A 17,969-nucleotide genomic window follows, 5' to 3' on the forward strand; every position below is an offset into this window, starting at 1 on the left:
CCTCCGATCTGGTGCCCAGCAGGCTGGCGCTGGGCCCGCGCCGGGACCGGATCGTGCTCGTGGGCTCGCTCGGCATCCTCTCCGCCGTGAGCCCCATGGCCACGGACATGTACCTCGCGTCCCTGCCGCAGATGGCGCAGTGGTTCGGTGCGCCCGCGAGCCTGGTGCAGCTCACTCTGACCGCCTACATGGTGGGCATGGCCGCGGGGCAGTTCCTCCTGGGCCCCCTCTCTGACGTGCTCGGGCGCCGCCGGCTGATGATTGCGGGGAACCTGGTCTTCCTGCTGAGCTCCGCGGGGATCATCCTGGCCCCGGACGTGCGGCTCGTGCTCGCGCTGCGGCTGCTGCAGGGCGTTGCCGGGGCCGCCGGGGTGGTGATCGCGCGCGCCGTCGTCTCGGACATCGCCCGTGGCCGCAGGGCCGCGCAGCTGTACTCGGTGCTCTCGCTCATCACCTCCCTGGCCCCCGTGGTGGCACCGCTCGCGGGCGGGGTGATCGCCTCCGTGGCGGACTGGCGCACCGCCTTCGCGGTGCTCACGGTCTTCGGCGCGGTGATGCTCGCGTGCTCGGTGCTCGTGGTCCCGGAGACCCTGCCGCCGGACGCCCGCTCCCGGGGTGGGCTCGGGCGCACCCTCCGCAATGCGGGTGCCGTGCTGGGGGACCGCCCGTTCACGCTCTACGCCCTGAGCTTCGCGTTCGCGTTCGGAGCCCTGTTCTCCTACATCTCCGCCTCCTCGTTCGTGGTCCAGAACGTCCTGGGCTTCAGCGCCCTCGGCTACTCGGTGGTCTTCGCGCTCAACGCGTGCGGCTCGATCGTCACCGGCGTGGTCAACACGAGGATCGTGGGCACCCGCTCGCCCGAGTCCCTGCTGCTCGCCGGGGTCACCGGGCTCGCCGTGTTCTCCGGGCTGAACCTGGCCCTCGCGCTGCTGGGGGCGGTGGGCACCGTAACGCTCGCGCTGATCTTCCTGGCGCAGTCCTGCATGGGCTTCGTGCTGGGCAACGCCGTGGCCCTGGCCCAGCGCCGTGCGCAGGCCGTGCAGCTCGCGGGCGCCGGCGCCGCCGTGGTGGGCACCGGGCAGTTCGTGATGGCCGGTCTCGTCACGCCGCTCACGGGCCTGGGCGGGGAGGACACCGCCGTTCCCATGCTGGTCTGCATGGCCGGGTGCGCCGTGGTCTCGGTGCTCCTCGTCCTCCGCGCCCGGCGCCACTGAACCACGACGCCGCCCGGTCCGGTCCGCGGCTCCCGCCCCGCCCTGGTGCCTTGGCGGCGCGGCACCCAGCCTCCCGTGTGTTCAACCGAACGGGCAGGTGAGGTGCGGGCACCCGGGCGGCCGTGCGGCGTCGTCGTCCCCCGAGCGAGGTGCGGCGGCGCGACATCGGGCCGCAACGACACGGATGGGGCGCACGTGCCGCGCGGAGTGTGGTTCACTGTGCCCAACAGTGACGTGCTTCACAGTTGCTCCGTGGCGTCCCGCCTCCCGTTCGAACGAGAGACACCTCCATGCTCGATTCGCTCCAAACCCTCCTCGACACGCTCGACGGCTTCGTCTGGGGGCCGTTCGTCCTGATCCCGCTGCTGCTGGGCACGGGCATCTACCTGACCATCCGGCTGGCCGGGCTGCAGGTCACCAAGCTGGTCCCGGCGTTGCGGCTCGCCCTGTTCGAGCGCGCGGACAAGGACGCTCCCGGTGGTGACGTCTCCCAGTTCCAGGCCCTGACCACCGCGCTCGCGGCCACCGTGGGCACCGGCAACATCGTGGGTGTGGCCACCGCCATCTCGATCGGCGGGCCCGGTGCGCTGTTCTGGATGTGGGTCACGGGCATCCTGGGCATGGCGTCCAAGTACTCGGAGGCGTTCCTGGGCGTGCGCTTCCGCACCCGTGACGCCAAGGGAGAGATCTCCGGCGGCCCGCAGTACTACCTGTTCCGCGGCATCCCCAACGGGTTCGGCAAGTTCCTGTCCCTGTTCTTCGCGGTCGCCGCGGTGCTCGCGTCCTTCGGCATCGGCAACATGACCCAGGGCAACTCGATCTCCGCGAACGTGGAGTCCTCGTTCGGCGTGCCCGTGTGGATCACCGGCGCCGTGCTGGCCGTGCTGACGCTGCTCGTGCTCGTGGGCGGCATCAAGTCCATCGGCAAGGTGACCTCCGCGCTCGTGCCCGTGATGATCATCTTCTACGTGCTGGGTGCGCTGTTCATCCTGGTGGTCAACATCGGCGCCGTGCCCGCGGCGTTCGGCACCATCTTCGCGTCCGCATTCACCGGCCACGCGGCCGTGGGCGGCTTCGCGGGCTCCCTGCTCATCGTCGTGGTGCAGATGGGTGTGGCCCGAGGCATCTTCTCCAACGAGTCGGGCATGGGCTCCGCGGCGATCGCGGCGGCCGCCGCACAGACCACCCACCCGGTGCGCCAGGGTCTGGTGTCCATGACTCAGACGTTCATCGACACCATCATCGTGGTGACCTGCACGGGCCTCGTGATCGTGACCACCGGCGTGTGGCAGCAGGGCGAGGACTTTGCGGCCACCATGACCGGGGACGCCTTCAGCCACGGCCTGCCCGGCGGCTGGGGCCACCTGATCGTGACCCTGGGCCTGGTGCTCTTCGCGTACTCCACCATTCTGGGCTGGGCCTACTACGGTGAGCGCTGCATGGAGCGGTTGTTCGGCCGCGGTGCGGTGATGCCGTACCGCGTGTTCTTCTCGGTCATCGTGTTCGTGGGCTGCAGCGTGCCGCTGGCGATCGTGTGGTCCTTCGCGGACCTCATGAACGGTCTCATGGCCATCCCCAACCTGATCGGCCTGCTCATCCTCTCCGGCCTGGTGGCCCGGGAGACCAGGCACTACCTGCGCAACGATCCGCACCTGCGCGCGGACAAGCTGCAGGTGGACGGTTTCATGGACGGGCACCCCGGCGCGATCGACAGCTACGTCCTGCCGGGTGAGACCGCGCCGCGCTCCGCGCGCTGAGCCGCTCCGCACCAGTCGTCGCCCCGGACGCCCGTGCGGCGCCACCTGCGACGGCGCCGCGGGCCCGCCCTCCGCAGCCGCGGGGAGCGGGCCCGTGGTGCGTGTGCGCCACGCCACGGCCGGGGCGGGGGCGAGGTGTAACCTCGTGAGCCATGACCAACAGCTCCACCGCGGTGTCTCCGCCCCACTCCCATTCCGGTCCCACCCGTGGCCTGAGCAACCGCCACATCCAGTTGATCGCGATCGGCGGTGCCATCGGCACCGGGCTGTTCATGGGCTCCGGGCGGACCATCTCCCTGGCGGGCCCGGCGGTGGTGTTCGTCTACATGCTCATCGGGTTCATGCTCTTCTTCGTGATGCGGGCCATGGGCGAGCTGCTGTTGTCCAACCTGCACTACAAGACCTTCGCGGACTTCGCGGCGGACCTGATCGGCCCGTGGGCGGGCTTCTTCGTGGGCTGGTCCTACTGGTTCTGCTGGATCGTCACCGCGATTGCCGAGCTGGTGGCCATCACCGGCTACGTGCAGTTCTGGTGGCCCTCCGTGCCGCTGTGGCTGCCCACGGTGGCGGTGCTGGTCATCGTGTTCCTCCTCAACGCGGTGAGTGTGAAGAGCTTCGGCGAGATGGAGTTCTGGTTCGCGCTCATCAAGATCGTGGCCATTCTCGCGCTGATCGTGGTGGGCGCCGTCATGGCGGTCACACACTTCACGTCCCCGGACGGCCACACGGCACAGATCTCCAACCTCTGGAACGACGGCGGGTGGTTCCCGCACGGCGCCATGGGCGTGGTCGCAGGGTTCCAGATCGCGGTGTTCGCCTTCGTGGGCGTGGAGCTCGTGGGCACCACTGCGGCCGAGGCTCGCGATCCGCGCACCACCCTGCCGCGGGCCATCAACTCCGTCCCGCTGCGCATCCTGATCTTCTACGTGGGGTCCCTGCTGGCCATCCTGGTGGTGACCCCGTGGCGCTCCATCGACCCCGAGCAGTCGCCGTTCGTGGCCATGTTCTCCCTGGCCGGGCTGGGTGCGGCGGCCTCCGTGGTGAACTTCGTGGTGCTGACCTCCGCGATGTCCTCCTCCAACTCCGGGGTGTTCTCCACGTCCCGCATGCTCTTCGGACTCTCCGCCGAGGGCAGCGCCCCCCGCTTCTTCCGGGGGCTCAACAGGGTGGGCGTGCCCGTGCGGGCGCTGTTCCTCACGGCGTTCGTGCTGCTGCTGACCATCCCGGTGCTCTACGCCGGGGACTCCATCATCGAGGCGTTCACGCTCATCACGTCCGTGGCCTCCATGCTCTTCCTCTTCGTGTGGTCCATGATCCTGATCTGCTACCTGCGCTTCCGCCGGAAGTTCCCCGAGCGGCACGCCGCGTCCGAGTACAAGATGCCGGGCGGCGTGCTCATGTGCGTGGTGGTGCTCGCGTTCTTCGCCTTCGTCGTGTGGACCCTGACCACCGAGCCGGAGACGGCCGCGGGACTCGTGGCCGTGTCCGTGTGGCTCCTGGTGCTGGGCATCTCGTGGGCGTTCGTGCGCCGCACCCAGTCCCACCGCCAGGCCTTCGAGTGGTTCAAGCAGGAGATGGACCGTCCCGCGCAGGCCGAGCGCACGCAGGACTGAGCGCGGGGGTCCTGCCGCGCCCACGGCGGGGGCCGTGGTTAGGGTGAGGTCATGACACGACTGCCCGAACCCCTGTCCCTGACGAGTGCGGCCGGCTCCGGCGCCGTCCTGAGCTACGGAGCCCACGCGGTCTCCTGGGCCCCCGAGGGCCGGGATCCCGTCCTGTGGATGTCCTCCCGTGCGCACAACGAGACCGGCCGGGCCATCCGCGGTGGTGTGCCCATCTGCTTCCCGTGGTTCGGCCCGGGGCGCACCGGTGACATGGAACCCGCCCACGGCTTCGCGCGCACCGCGCAGTGGCAGCTGGTGGAGCAGGGCCAGGACGAGCACGGCAACGCGTTCGCCGAGTTCACGCTGTCCCCGCAGGACGTGGCCGAGGAGCTGCGGGCAGCCTTCCCGCACGAGTTCCGGGCCCGGTTGCGCATGACGGTGGGAGAGCGCCTGCGCCTCGAGCTCACGGTCACCAACACCGGCTCGGAGACGTTCGAGATGGAGGAGGCCCTGCACACCTATCTGCACGTGGGGGACTCGCGGCGGATCTCCGTGAGCGGCCTGGCCGGTGCGTCCTACTTCGACAAGGTGGCCAAGGAGCAGCGCACCCAGGTGGGGGACCTCACCATCACGGGGGAGACGGACGCCGTCTTCGCCCACCGGGGCGAGGTGCGCGTCACGGATCCCGTGCTGGAGCGGGTGCTCGTGGTGTCCAAGGAGGGCTCGGACAGCACCGTGGTGTGGAACCCGTGGGCTGACAAGGCCGTGGGGATGAGCGACTTCGCGGACGACGAGTGGAAGACCATGCTGTGCGTGGAGGCCGGCAACGTGATGGGCTCCCCGGTGCGGCTCGCCGCAGGAGAGGCCCACACCATCGCCCAGGTCATCGCGGTCCAGGACCTGCCCGCCGAGCGCGCCTGACACCTGTGGGGCGTGGCCCGGGACCAGCCGCGCACCCGCCAGCAGCCGCGCACCCTCCGGCACCGAGCGCGTCCGGCACCCGCCGGGCGCGCTCGACGCCTCTCCCGCGGGCTACGCGCGCTCGGGCGGCACCGCGGCGGCGTCGTGACCCGTGGTGGGCGCCGGCGCCGGAGCGGAACCGGTCTCCGAGAGCGCGGGCGTGGGGGAGCTCAGGTCCACCGTGTGGTGGATCTGGGCGTCCAGCGCACCGGGATGGGAGCCCATGAACGCGTCGATCTCCCGCGTGGACGCGTTGAACTTGGGGTCGTGGTCCAGGTAGAGCTTCGTCTCCCGCACCACGAGGCCCGAGAGCAGAACCAGGCCGATCAGGTTGGGGATGGCCATGAGCCCGTTCATGATGTCCGAGAACGTCCACACGAGCGCGAGCGGAGCCAGCGCGCCCAGCCCGGCGGCGACCGAGAAGACCACCCGGTAGACGATGGCCGCCCGGGCCCCGGCGAGGCGCTCCACGTTGCGCTCGCCGTAGTAGGCCCAGCCGAGCACCGTGGAGTAACCGAGCAGCACCAGGCAGATGGTCACGATGGTCCCGCCCCACTCCCCGGGCAGGCCGGTGGCGAACGCGCGGGAGGTCATGGTGGCGGTGTCGCCCTGGTTCCACATGCCGGTGGTGAGGATCACGAAGCCCGTGATGGAGATGACCACCAGGGTGTCCACGAACGTCTGCGTCATGGACACCAGGCCCTGGCGCACGGGGTGGCTGGTCTGCGCGATGGACGCCGCAATGGACGCGGTGCCCATGCCGGACTCGTTGGAGAACAGGGAGCGGGCCGCACCCATGCGCATGGCCACGAGCACCGTGGAGCCCACGAAGCCGCCCGTGGCGCCCATCGGTGTGAAGGCTCCGGTGAGGATGAGCCGCAGGGCCTCGGGGATGCCCTGGTAGTTCACGCCGATGATGTAGAGCCCCGAGCCGATGTACAGCACGATCATCAGCGGCACCATGTACGTGGTGACCTTGGCGATGGACTGGATGCCGCCCACCAGGGCGAGCCCCGTGCCCACCGCGAGCACCACGGCGGTCAGCACCGGGGGGACGCTGAACGAGTGCTCCAGGTTGGAGGCGATTGCATTGCCCTGCGTCATGTTGCCGATCCCGAACGTGGCCACCACGCAGCACACGGCGAACACCACGGACAGGAAGCGACCGAACTTGTTGGGGATGCCACGGGCCAGGTACACCTGCGGGCCGCCCGTGAGCTGCCCTGCGGTGTCCCGCGTGCGGAAGCGCACGCCCAGGAAGCACTCCGCGTACTTGGACGCCATGCCGAACAGGGCGGTGATCCACATCCAGAACAGTGCACCGGGCCCGCCGATGGAGATGGCCGCGGCCACTCCCACGATGTTGCCGGTGCCCACGGTGGCCGCGAGCGCGGTGGACATTGCGGCGAAGGAGGAGATGTCGCCCTTCTCGCCGGTGGCCCGGGAGCGGCGCCCGAAGCCCAGGCTCATGGCCTTGGTGAACAGCCGGAACTGGATGCCGCGTAGGCGCCACGTCATGAAGACGCCGGTTCCGAAGAGCAGGGGCAGGAGCAGCCACGGCCCCCAGATGAGATCGCGAACGGTGTCCAAGCTGCTTTGCAGGGATTCCATGGGGGTGCGGTGCTTTCCGTGAGGAGCGGAGCGAACTGCTGACCAACCTAGCAGGGGCGCGGCTCTCGTCAGCCCCCTTGCGGTTGGTTCCCGGACGCGCAGACGCCGACGCCGCCGTGGTGACCACGGCGGCGTCGGCGTCGGACGGGAGCGGGGTGCGCTACTTCTTCTGGACCACCAGCGCCGCGCCGATGGCGGCGAGGAACGCGTCCTTGGAGAGCTGGATGCCCTGCTCGGACGGGCGGATGCCGTCCTCCTGGGTCATCTCCGGGTTGCGGAAGTACATGGAGAGCAGCCCGGCGGAGAAGGCGAGCAGCCCCGCACCGGCCAGGCGCTTGGACACGAAGGGGGTCACGAGGGCGGCGCCCACGGCCAGCTCGCTGCCCGCGATGAACGTGGCGAAGGTCTGGGAGTCCCACTCCGCGAACTGGGGCACACCGGTGGCGGCGAACTGCTTGAGGCCCTCCGCGGCCTGGGCGTCCATGCCCAGCTTGCCGTAGCCGGACTGCAGCAGGTACGCGCCGGGAATGCCGCGGAGAATGGCGTTGGAGATGCGCATGAGGGGTGCCTTTCGTCGGGGTGCGGCGGGGCGGCGCTGCGGACCGCAGGGCCCCGTCCGGATCGGAAGTCATGCTAACAGCGGCACCTTTCCGGCGCCCCGGGGGTGCCACCATGCCCACAGCGAACGGTCGCCGCGGGCCCGCGGGGCGTTGCCTAGGGTGGTGCCACGCTGCGCGCACCGCGCGCTCACGAAAGGAGAACCCGTGGACATCACCACCATGAAGAAGATCCTCCTGGTCCTGACCAGCCAGGACACCCTGGGCGAGACGGGCGAGCCGACCGGCTACAACGTGGCCGAGGCCTCCCACCCGTGGAAGGTGTTCCAGGACGCCGGGTACTTCGTGGACTTCGCGTCCATCGCGGGTGGGCAGCCCCCGCAGGACGAGGTGCAGCAGGACGATCCCGTGCAGGTGGAGTTCACGCAGGACGAGACCGCGAAGGCCTCCCTCTACAACACCCCCAAGGTCTCCGTGGTGGACCCCTCCCAGTACGACGCCGTGTACCTCGTGGGCGGGCACGGCACCATGTGGGACTTCACGGGCAACGCGGACCTGCAGAAGCTCGTGGCCTCCGTCTACGACGCCGGGGGCGTGGTGGGCGCGGTGTGCCACGGTCCGTCCGGACTGGTGGACGTGGAGCTCTCCAACGGCCTGAACCTGCTCTCCGGGCGCAAGGTGGCCGGGTTCACCAACGCGGAGGAGGAGGCCGTGGGCAAGCAGGACACGGTGCCCTACCTGCTGCAGGACAAGCTCGAGGAGCAGGGCGCCACGGTCAAGGTGGCGGAGAACTGGGAGGAGAACGTGCAGGTGGACGAGCGCCTCGTCACCGGGCAGAACCCCCAGTCCGCGGCCGGCGTGGCCAAGGAGATGACCAAGCTGCTCACCGAGGTGGTGCGCGAGCAGAAGGCCGAGGAGGAACAGGCCGCGCAGGCGCTGCGCGAGGAGCACGACGCCGAGAAGGCCGAGGACGAGGACGAGCAGGCATGAGGCCCCTCGCGCTGGTCACCGGGGCCTCCTCCGGCATCGGCTTCGAGATCGCCGCCCAGCTCAGCGCCCGCGGCTACGACATCGTGGGTGTGGGCGCGAGCGGGCGGATCGGCACCCTGCAGAGTGAGCTCGAGAAGGCGGCGGACGCAGCCACCCCGGTGGGCACCGTGGTGCCCGTGCGCGCGGACCTGAGCACCGCCGAGGGGGTGGAGCACGTCTGGGAGCAGGTCGAGTCGCTGGGCCGGCACCTCGACGTCGCCGTGCTCAACGCCGGGAAGTCCCTGGGCGGGTCCTTCGTGGACACGGACCTTGCGGACGAGCTGCACATGCTGGACCTCAACGTCACCGGGCAGGTGCGCCTGGCCAAGCACGTGGTGCGGACGATGGCCCGGCAGCGTTCGGGGCGGATCCTCATCACGGCCTCGCTCTCCGCGCTGACCCCCACGCCGTACGAGTCCATCTACGGGCCCACGCGGGCGTTCACCTACGCGTTCGCCCAGGGGCTGCGCGAGGAGATGAAGGAGTACGGGGTGACCGTGACGGCGCTGCTGCCGGGTGCCACGGCCACCGGGTTCCACCACACCGCGGGGATGGACAACACGGTCTTCGGGTCCAACGACTGGAAGAACGACCCAGCGCAGGTCGCGCAGCAGGGCGTCGAGGCGCTGTTCGCGGGCCGGGACCACGTGATCGGGGGCAACCGCGCCACCCGCCGGGCCGCGCTGCTCAACAGGGTGCTGCCCGAGCGGGTCAAGGCCCGGCGCTTCGCGAAGGACAGCAGGCCCACGCCCTCGCACGGGAGCCACTGAGAGGACCCGCGGCGAGGGCCCACTGAGGGAGCCCCACTGAGGGAGCCCCGCTGAGCGGGCCCGGTGGGAGGGGCGACGGCGCGGGCTCACCGCGCGGGACCCTCGGCGGGGTCGTCACGGTCACCAGACTGGGGCGGCCCCGCCGCCTCATGTCCGTGAGTCTCATTTCCGCGACTTCTGGAAGTGAGCCGCATCACAGGCGAGACTGGATGTGCTCACGAACCGTCCCACGCCCAGGAGATGCCATGTCAGAGTTCACGTCCCGAGTAGCACTGGTCACCGGAGCGGCCTCCGGAATCGGGGAGGCGGTCGCCAAGGACCTCGCGCGACGCGGCGCGAAGGTGGTGGTCACGGACATCGACCCCACGGGCATCGACAACGTGGTCCAGGCCATCATGGCCGCCGGGGGCGACGCCGCGGGGATCCGCCAGGACGTCGCCAGCCGGGCGGACGCGGTGGCGGCGGTGGACTTCGCCGTGCAGACCTACGGCGGGCTGCACTACGCCGTGAACAACGCCGGTGTGGGCGGGCAGATGGAGGCCCTCGGGGAGACGGACCTGGACGCCTGGGAGCGCACCGTGGCGATCGACCTCAACGGTGTGGCCTACGGGATGCACGCCCAGCTGCCGGTGATCGAGCAGCACGGTGGGGGAGCGATCGTGAACATCGGCTCCATCCACTCGACCGTGGCCACCACCCTCGGCAACAGTGCCTACACGGCGGCGAAGCACGGCCTCATGGGCCTCACCAAGCAGACCGGGGTGGACTACGCGCAGCGCCGGGTGCGCGTGAACGCAGTGGGCCCGGCCTACATCGACACCCCGCTGCTGCGCAACGTGCCCCCGCAGGTCCTCGCGGGCCTCGTGGCCAAGCACCCGATGGGTCGCCTGGGCACGGCCCAGGAGGTCGCGCAGCTGACCTCCTTCCTGCTCTCGGACCAGGCCTCGTTCATCACGGGCGGGTACTACCTGGTGGACGGCGGGTACGCGGCGGTGTGAGGCCCTGATCCGTCGCGCGTTGCTGGGCTCGGACCGGCGGGCGACGACGCGCCGTTGGTGATGTGCGTTCGCAACCCCGGGGCGTGAATACGATGTTGCCATGTCAGACGCGACACGGCCCGGGAGCGCACCGGAGTCTCCTCTTCCAGCGGGGGAGTCCTACGACGACATCGCCCGCGGGCTGCACCGGCTGCGGTCCGAGGCGGGAGGAGTCTCGTACGCCCGGATCACCCAGCGTATTGAGCGTGTCACCGAAGGATGGCGAAAGCGTGTCGTGATCGGCTGCTAAATCTATCTCGACCCAACTATCTGGAATTAAATCCAACCAGGCATTTGTCTGTCGGATAGGTCAAGCTTCATGGCTTGCCACTGGCTCCAACAGCGTCACCCACGGGGCAAAAATGTAAAAAAATAAACAGAGATATATTTACGATAGAAATTCAGTGAAAATTTTTGAAATTTAGCTAACATATGCAAGTTACTTTATATGTCATAGTTTCGCCGCGGTAAAATAGCACGGAGTTTAACGCAACTACGACGGACGGGTTAAATATTGAGTACACAGGAACTGGATTTGTATAGCTCACTCGTTGAAGGGGTGAACCTCCTCGATCTTGTCCGGAATGGGCGGGGCCCTGGAGGTGCCTACGCAGTTCGAGATTTCGGAAAGCATGAGTTTTTAATTTCAACCCTCAGCCCGGACGGTAAATGTACTCAGGTGGTCAAAAACCAGCCGGCGCACGCTTTTAATGAAATTATTCGATTGGTTGCGGCCTCCGGGGGGCCAGTTGTAGATTTCGGAAACTATAAGACGATCAATGACAATCAGGGTGAGCGGCTGAGGAAGCATGTCTTACCGCAGATTATGGACGCTCTTGAAAATAATCCTGATTTGGACGTGTACCTAAGCAAAATCTACCTGCAAGTCGCCCCGCGCGGTAGTATTAAAGATCTCATGGAAATTGCTAAAATGAAAATCAAAAAAGAATGTCAGAATTCTGAACCGTCAAGAATCATGAGTAATTCCTTGTGGCGTGACCTGCGGATGTATTTAAACGTGATCGTGGAGGGCGTTGCCGGATGCGGCAAATCGCACCTGCTGGAGGATCTCGCAGAGATCTATGAGGGGCGTGTGGAGGTGGTGGTCTTCCATCCGTCGACCTCCTACGAGGACTTCGTGAGCGGGCTGCGTCCCCAGCTGGATGGTTCGTTCCGCGGAGAGGCCGGTGTGTTCGTGGAGATGTGCGAGCGCGCGGGCAACAACCCCGAGCGGGACTACCTCTTGTTCGTCGACGAGATCAACCGCGCCAACACCTCGCGGGTGTTCGGGGATCTCATGCTGGTGCTTGAGGCTTCCAAGCGCGTGGACCTGACGGAGGAGGCGGAGCCCGAGCGCACCGCGCTGCTGTCCGAGCCCTCGGAGGGCGCCATCGCGCTCCAGACCCCGGTGTCACTGGATGACGAGCCGGCCAGGAAGTACCTCAGGGTGCCCCGGAACCTCCACATCCTGGGCACGATGAACACCACGGACCGTTCGGTGGGCACCATCGATCTGGCCCTGCGACGTCGTTTCCACTGGATCACCATGGAGCCGCTGAGCGGTGACCAGCTCGCGAGCGAGCTGGAGGCGGAGGGTGCGGACGTGGACTCCCTGCGCCCGCTCATCGACTGGTACTCCAAGACCAACCGGCGTCTCAAGGAAGCGGTGGGCCCCGACGCCCGCCTGGGGCACTCCTACTTCTTCGGAGAGGGCAAGTCCGCGGCAGACATCGCCACGGGGCTGCTCAACCAGCTCAAGGAGGTGGTGGCCACCTTCAACATCAAGACCGCTGACGTCGACAGCATCATCGGTGACGGAGCTCCGGTCGGCGATGAGCACTGGCGCATCCACCTGGTGGGGCAAGGGCTCGGACGGCGTCCTGAGATCAAGAAGGTCTCAGCGACCCGGTCTTCCGACGCGGACGGGCAGGGGACTTCTCAGGGATCGGACCCCGAGGAGACGTCTACCGCGGCGCAGGGCTGAGCCGTGTCGGCGAGCGACATGGGTGTCCCCGAACCGGCGGAGACCCCCGGAGCCGTCCGCCCGGGGGAGGGCGCCGGAGAACAGAGCATGGTGTCCGGTGCAGCCCGCCCGGATGGAGCACACGGAGCACATGGATCTCAGGGAGTCGGTGGTTCCAGGGCTGACGTGAGGTTCTTCCAGGCCAGCGCCCGGGGCAACGGGGTGGGGCTGACCGTCCTGGGGCGACGGCCCTCCGCGGAGGACGCGGTGTCGTCGACGGCGGGCGAAGCGGACCCGCGGCCGGACATCCTGGTGATCCACATCCTCCCCAAGCTGTGGGCCGGTGCCGCGGAACGCGGTCCTGTGTTCCGTCTTCCGGCGAGCACGGCGGAAGACGCGGGCGACGGCGTCGGCCGAGGACCCCGCACGCTCGAGGTGATCATCCACGAGCAGCAGCTCCTGGCCCTGGAGCCGGAGTGGGCGCTGAGCCTGGCCGAGGTCGCGCGGGACACACTGGTGGACGACCTTCCCCTGCCCTCTCCCGGAGAGAATCCGCAAGCCGGTGGCCGCGAGGCCGAGACCGGCGATGTAGGGACCGGCGACGCAGGGACTGGCGACACCGAGACCGGCGAGACGGATCCGCTGTGGCGCGAGGTGCCAGCCACGGCGCAGATCCGTGAGGCGTGGCGAGGCGAGGTGCCGGAGCTGTCCCGGAGGGACTCGGGCCCGGCAGACCCGGTGCGGTTCCTGTGGAACCTGCTCTCCCGGCTCGGGTGCGAGCCCGCGCGGGGACCTGAGCAGCGGGAGCCGGCTCCCGGCGGCGTCGACCTGCTCCCGGACCTGCCCGGGCTGGAGGACCTCGTCCACCGTCAGTTCTTGACGGAGACGGAGCGGGCTCTGCTGCACCGCAGGCCCACGTTCCTCCCCGTGACCGAGGAGCTCGGATTCGTGCGCGGGCGGATGGATCCGCAGGGACTCATCCGTCGCACATCGCGGCGCCGGATTCCGGTGCTGTGCGAGTTCGACTCGCTCAGCGCGGACTCCTTCCTGTGGCAGACGGTGCGGGGTGCTGTTCAGATCGCAGCTGCGGAATCCGCGGACGAGGAGACTCGGGAACTTGCTCTCACGTGCGATGCCCAGCTGCGGGACGTGTCCTTGGAACCGGCGCACGGGCTGCTGTCCAGAGGCGTGCCGGGATCCGAGCTGCAGCGCATGCTGTCCGAGACCCAGTGGGCCTACCGGTACGCACGGGCCGTTCTCGCCCGCCGGCACGGCGTGGATCCGGAGGAGTCGCCGGACATGGCCGGGGTGCTCGTGAACCTGAAGTACGTCACGAGTGCTCTGTGGGAGCATATGGTCAAGGACTACTTGGACGGAGTCCTCACGCGGGATGGGCTCCAGGTCGAGGAGCAGCACCGCCTGGCCGTGTTCTTCACGGAGCAGGAGGCGCCGGACCGCGGAGGGGGGCCCCGCTACGACCCGGTCTCGCTCAAGAAGCCGGACCTCGTGGTCATGCGCCTCTCCCAGACGGTGGGCCAGTCCCCGGGTGCTCAAGGACAGGCCCTGGCGGTGCTGGATGCCAAGTACAAGCGGCTCCCGTGGGGCGGTTTCGCGCAGGCGAGCATGGGGGACCAGTACCAGCTGGCCACCTACGCCTACCGCCTGGAGGTGCCCGCGTTCCTCGCCTACCCCGTCACGAGGGCGCCCTCCGAGAAGGACCTCGAGTCCCTCGTTCTGGGTGACCCCGGAGCGACCTCGCGTCAGGCGACCGGATCGCGGCGCTCGGGTCGGCTGCGGGTTGGTGCCATGGCCCTGCCGTTTCCCCATCCGGCCGGGAGGTCCCTGGAGCAGTGCCGCGCAGATGCGGAGCATGTCCTCGGCGGGGGCGGTCTCGCTGGGCTGATCGCAGATCTCGAGGCGTGAGCCGGTCCGGCCCCACGGCACGTAGCCGTGGGGCCGGATCTCCTCCCGCGCCTGCGGTGTGAGACGGCTCGCACGTGCAGGCACCGTGTGGCGTGTAGAATGAACAGGTTCCCCCGTACATATTGCGGGGTAGAAGCGCGCCGGTCCGAGGCGCGCAGTCCGCGCCCCATGTGAGGCGCGTGCGCGCGAAATCGTTTCGCGCGGACCAACCCTGAAAGACGTTCCTTGTCTCATTCTTTCGAAGACCTCGGTGTGCCCGAGGCGCTCTCCGCTGATCTCGCCCGCGGCGGCATCACCGAAGCGTTCCCCATCCAGGAGAAGACTCTCCCCGACTCCCTCGCCGGGCGCGACGTGCTCGGCCGTGGCCGCACCGGTTCCGGCAAGACGGTGGCGTTCGCGCTGCCGCTCGTGAGCCGCCTGGCCGGCCTGGCCCCCGGCTCCAGCCGCGTGAGCCGCCGGGCGCACCGCCCCACCGGGCTCGTGCTGGCACCCACCCGTGAGCTGGCCACCCAGATCGACCGCACCGTGGCGCCGCTGGCCAAGGCCGCCGGGCTGAACACCACCGTGATTTTCGGCGGCGTCTCCCAGAAGCGCCAGGAGAAGGCGCTCGCGGACGGTGTGGACATCGTGGTGGCCTGCCCCGGGCGCCTGGAGGACCTCATCAAGCAGGGCCTGATCACGCTCGACGACGTCCGCGTCACCGTGCTGGACGAGGCCGACCACATGGCGGACATGGGCTTCCTGCCCGTGGTCACCCGCATCCTCGCGAAGACCCCCAAGGGCTCGCAGCGGCTGCTGTTCTCCGCCACGCTGGACAACGGCGTGGACGTGCTGGTCAAGAAGTTCCTCAAGGACCCGGTCCTGCACTCCGCGGACAACGCCCAGGCCGCGGTGACCACCATGGACCACCAGGTCCTGGTGACCCACGCGGACGACAAGCAGGCGCTGATCGAGGCGCTGGCCTCCGGGACCGGGCGGCGCATGATGTTCACCCGCACCAAGTACCGCGCCAAGAAGCTGGCCAAGAAGCTCAGCCAGGCCGGCATTCCCGCCGTGGACCTGCAGGGCAACCTCTCCCAGGGTGCCCGCGACCGCAACCTGGCCGCGTTCTCGGACGGTGACGTCCGCGTGCTCGTGGCCACGGACGTGGCCGCCCGCGGCGTGCACGTGGACGACGTGGAGCTCGTGGTCCACATCGACCCGCCCGCCGAGCACAAGTCCTACCTCCACCGCTCCGGGCGCACCGCCCGGGCCGGTGCCTCCGGAGCCGTCATCACGATCGCCACCACGGAGGAGCGCTCGGACGTCAACAAGCTCATGAAGAAGGCCGGCGTCACGCCCCGCGTGGACGAGGTCCGTCCGGACTCCGAGGTCGTCAAGGAGCTCGTGGGCGAGCGCGCCGACCGCGTGGCCTACACCCCAGCGGCTCCTGCGGCCCAGAACGGCGGCGGCGGCAAGCGCTCCGGCGGCGGTCGCTCCGGCGGCCGTTCCGGTGGTGGCCGCTCCGGCGCCGGTCGGGACGCCTCCCAGCGTTCGGCGCGGGGCGGCGAGTCCCAGGCCCGCAGCGGTGGCCGTTCTTCCGGCGGCCGCACGGGCGAGTCCCGGGGTGACGCTGCGCGCGGCGGTCGCTCCTCGTCCCGCGGGCGCGGCGACGCCGCCGGGTCCGGTTCGGCCCGCACCTCCGGATCCCAGGGCGGCCGCGGGGGCTCGAGCCAGCGTGGCTCGAACCAGCGTGGCTCCGGTGCCACCGGTGGCGGTCAGGTGCCGGACCGCGCCATGGCGGCGGCGCAGCGGCGTCGTGAGAGCAACCGTGCGGGACAGTCCGCGCGCTGACACACCCCAGGCGGTGTGAGGAACCCCCGGCTCGATCCGTCGAGCCGGGGGTTCCCTGCTGTCCGGGGAGCGGACCGCTCAGTTCCGGGGCGTGAGGGAGCGCAGGAAGTCCAGGGTGACGTCCTCGTGGGAGTCCACGAACACGCGGTGGGGCCCGTCCGGGACGGGCTTGTCACCGGGGACCACCACCACGATCATCCCCGCGGCCACGGCGCTGCGCACCCCGGGCTCGGAGTCCTCCACGGCCACGCAGTCCGCGGGCGCCACCCCGAGCAGCTCCGCGCCGCGCAGGTACGGCTCGGGGTCGGGCTTGGGGTGGGTGACGTCGTCGTGGGAGACGATGCGCGTGAGGACGTCCGGCGCGGCGTCCGCCGTGGTGCGGGCCACCGAGGTGAGGGCATTGGTGACGATCGCGGCGGGAACGCCGGCCGCGCGCAGCTCGCCGAGCAGGGCCGGGATCCCGGGCAGGAAGGGGACGTCTCCGGCCACCTCGACGATCACGTGGCGGGCCAGCTGCTGGGTGATCTCGTCCACGGAGTCCGGGGCGCCGCGGTCCACGAACCGCCGGGCCGCGTCCTGCACGGTGCCGCCGAGGGTGGCGTGGTCGTCCGCCACGGTCCAGGTCTGGCCGTAGTGCTCGGCCACGGCGCGCTTGGCCTCGGCCCACTGGGGCTCGGTGTTCACCAGGGTGCCGTCGTGGTCGAAGAGCACGGCGAGGGGGTAGGTCATGGGCGCCTTTCGGGTGGGGCCGCGAGGACCCTCGTGGGTCCGGTGGTCCGGTGGCCCGGCTCCGGTCGCCCGGTGCACGGGGTCGCGGGTCGGGTTCGAGGTCGGGGACAGTGTAGTGGCGGGCGGGCGACGCCTCCGCTCAGCGGCGCGGCGCGAGCGAGCGCAGCAGCTCCAGGGACACGGCGGAGTGGGAGGGAACGTGCACGATCCCCGGCCCGGGCGGCACGTCCTGCACGCCGGGCACCACCACGGTGACGATGTCCGCGGCCACACCGGCTGCGGCGCCCGAGGGGGAGTCCTCCACCACCACGCACTGCCGCGGGTCCACCCCCAGCCGGTGGGCGGCCTGGAGGTAGGCGTCCGGGTCCGGCTTGGGCCGGACCCCCTGCGCCACCTCCTCGTCACCGACGACCACCCGGAACAGGTTGTCCGGGGCGAGGCCCGCGGTGTACCGGGCCACCTCGGAGGTCGCGTTGGTGACGATGGCCGCCGGGATGCCCGCCGCGGCCAGCTCGTCCAGCAGGGGCCGGATGCCGGGGATGAACGTGGGCGGGTTCTCGCTCAGCACGTCCTCCAGCACCGCGTGGAACTCGCGGAACACCTCCTCCGGGGAGCCGGGGACGCCCAGTTCCGAGAGCCGCTGCACGGTGGCGGCGAGCGGCCTGCCCAGGGTGTCCCGCGTGTCCTGCTCGGTCCACTCGCCGCCGTGGGCGGCCACGATCCGCTGCTTGCCCGACTCCCAGAGGGGTTCGGTGTCCACCAGGGTGCCGTCGTGGTCGAACAGGACGGCGTGGGGAAATGCTGAGGCGGTCATGGGCCCACGGTACGTCCTGCCCCCGACATCCCCTGGGTCCTACGATGGGCACATGAGCTCCCCGGACCCTGCTCCCGCGTCCCTCTCCAGACCGGGATCGGCGCTGTCCCGCGCCTTCCCGGTGGTCATGGTGGCCGCAGCCGTCGTGCTGGCGCTGTGGGTGGGCTT

At 69.6% G+C, this 17,969-nt stretch carries 14 protein-coding genes; 10 read left to right on the top strand and 4 right to left on the bottom strand.

The features are described from left to right. Window positions 1-8: 8 nt before the first annotated feature. From CWC38_RS06580 to CWC38_RS06595, 4 genes are all read left to right on the top strand, one after another. On the top strand, window positions 9-1,214 hold the full coding sequence (locus CWC38_RS06580; RefSeq protein WP_121846026.1) for a multidrug effflux MFS transporter: 1,206 nt from the start codon (window positions 9-11) through the stop codon (window positions 1,212-1,214). Window positions 1,215-1,504: 290 nt separating this feature from the next. Continuing rightward, window positions 1,505-2,971 carry an alanine/glycine:cation symporter family protein gene (locus tag CWC38_RS06585; protein WP_121846013.1) on the top strand — a complete coding sequence of 489 codons (1,467 nt, stop codon included), beginning with the start codon at window positions 1,505-1,507 and terminating at the stop codon, window positions 2,969-2,971. A 152-nt stretch (window positions 2,972-3,123) separates the two neighbouring features. Then, entirely contained in the window at window positions 3,124-4,584 is a 1,461-nt protein-coding gene (locus CWC38_RS06590; RefSeq protein WP_121846014.1) for an amino acid permease, read from the top strand. 51 nt (window positions 4,585-4,635) lie between these two features. Beyond that, window positions 4,636-5,496 carry a D-hexose-6-phosphate mutarotase gene (locus CWC38_RS06595; protein ID WP_121846015.1) on the top strand — a complete coding sequence of 287 codons (861 nt, stop codon included), beginning with the start codon at window positions 4,636-4,638 and terminating at the stop codon, window positions 5,494-5,496. A gap of 111 nt (window positions 5,497-5,607) precedes the next feature. On the opposite strand, the gene CWC38_RS06600 is transcribed toward CWC38_RS06595, so the two are convergent. Together CWC38_RS06600 and CWC38_RS06605 are read right to left on the bottom strand one after the other, a co-directional pair. After that, window positions 5,608-7,146, bottom strand: coding sequence for an alanine/glycine:cation symporter family protein (locus tag CWC38_RS06600; protein WP_121846016.1), 1,539 nt, complete (start codon window positions 7,144-7,146; stop codon window positions 5,608-5,610). Window positions 7,147-7,306: 160 nt separating this feature from the next. After that, complete coding sequence (locus CWC38_RS06605) at window positions 7,307-7,705, bottom strand: hypothetical protein (protein ID WP_121846017.1); 399 nt, start codon at window positions 7,703-7,705, stop codon at window positions 7,307-7,309. A 205-nt stretch (window positions 7,706-7,910) separates the two neighbouring features. Between CWC38_RS06605 and CWC38_RS06610 the strand changes: the two genes are divergently transcribed. The 6 genes from CWC38_RS06610 to CWC38_RS06635 all read left to right on the top strand — a co-directional run bounded on the left by CWC38_RS06610 (window position 7,911) and on the right by CWC38_RS06635 (window position 16,258). After that, the gene (locus CWC38_RS06610) at window positions 7,911-8,693 is read left to right on the top strand and encodes a type 1 glutamine amidotransferase domain-containing protein (protein WP_121846018.1); all 783 of its coding nucleotides are present in this window, start codon (window positions 7,911-7,913) and stop codon (window positions 8,691-8,693) included. Continuing rightward, a complete protein-coding gene (locus tag CWC38_RS06615) occupies window positions 8,690-9,502 on the top strand; it encodes an SDR family NAD(P)-dependent oxidoreductase (protein ID WP_121846019.1) in 813 nt (270 codons plus the stop codon). Before CWC38_RS06610 ends, CWC38_RS06615 begins: the two co-directional genes overlap by 4 nt. Window positions 9,503-9,747: 245 nt before the next feature. Further along, complete coding sequence (locus tag CWC38_RS06620; protein WP_121846020.1) at window positions 9,748-10,500, top strand: SDR family NAD(P)-dependent oxidoreductase; 753 nt, start codon at window positions 9,748-9,750, stop codon at window positions 10,498-10,500. Window positions 10,501-11,515: 1,015 nt separating this feature from the next. Next, window positions 11,516-12,523: an McrB family protein gene (locus tag CWC38_RS06625; RefSeq protein WP_165860362.1), complete on the top strand. Its 1,008-nt coding sequence runs from the start codon at window positions 11,516-11,518 to the stop codon at window positions 12,521-12,523. A 165-nt stretch (window positions 12,524-12,688) separates the two neighbouring features. After that, the gene (locus tag CWC38_RS06630) at window positions 12,689-14,425 is read left to right on the top strand and encodes a 5-methylcytosine restriction system specificity protein McrC (protein WP_165860363.1); all 1,737 of its coding nucleotides are present in this window, start codon (window positions 12,689-12,691) and stop codon (window positions 14,423-14,425) included. Window positions 14,426-14,650: 225 nt separating this feature from the next. After that, window positions 14,651-16,258, top strand: a complete 1,608-nt coding sequence (locus tag CWC38_RS06635) for a DEAD/DEAH box helicase (RefSeq protein ID WP_121846023.1) — start codon at window positions 14,651-14,653, stop codon at window positions 16,256-16,258. A gap of 78 nt (window positions 16,259-16,336) precedes the next feature. On the opposite strand, the gene CWC38_RS06640 is transcribed toward CWC38_RS06635, so the two are convergent. Together CWC38_RS06640 and CWC38_RS06645 are read right to left on the bottom strand one after the other, a co-directional pair. Beyond that, entirely contained in the window at window positions 16,337-16,987 is a 651-nt protein-coding gene (locus CWC38_RS06640; protein WP_121846024.1) for an HAD family hydrolase, read from the bottom strand. 139 nt (window positions 16,988-17,126) lie between these two features. Next, window positions 17,127-17,801 (bottom strand): HAD family hydrolase, encoded by a 675-nt coding sequence (locus CWC38_RS06645; protein WP_121846025.1) that lies wholly within the window; start codon window positions 17,799-17,801, stop codon window positions 17,127-17,129. Between the last annotated feature and the right edge of the window lie 168 nt (window positions 17,802-17,969).

This window comes from Kocuria tytonicola, assembly GCF_003687455.1.
Classification (GTDB): domain Bacteria; phylum Actinomycetota; class Actinomycetes; order Actinomycetales; family Micrococcaceae; genus Kocuria; species Kocuria tytonicola.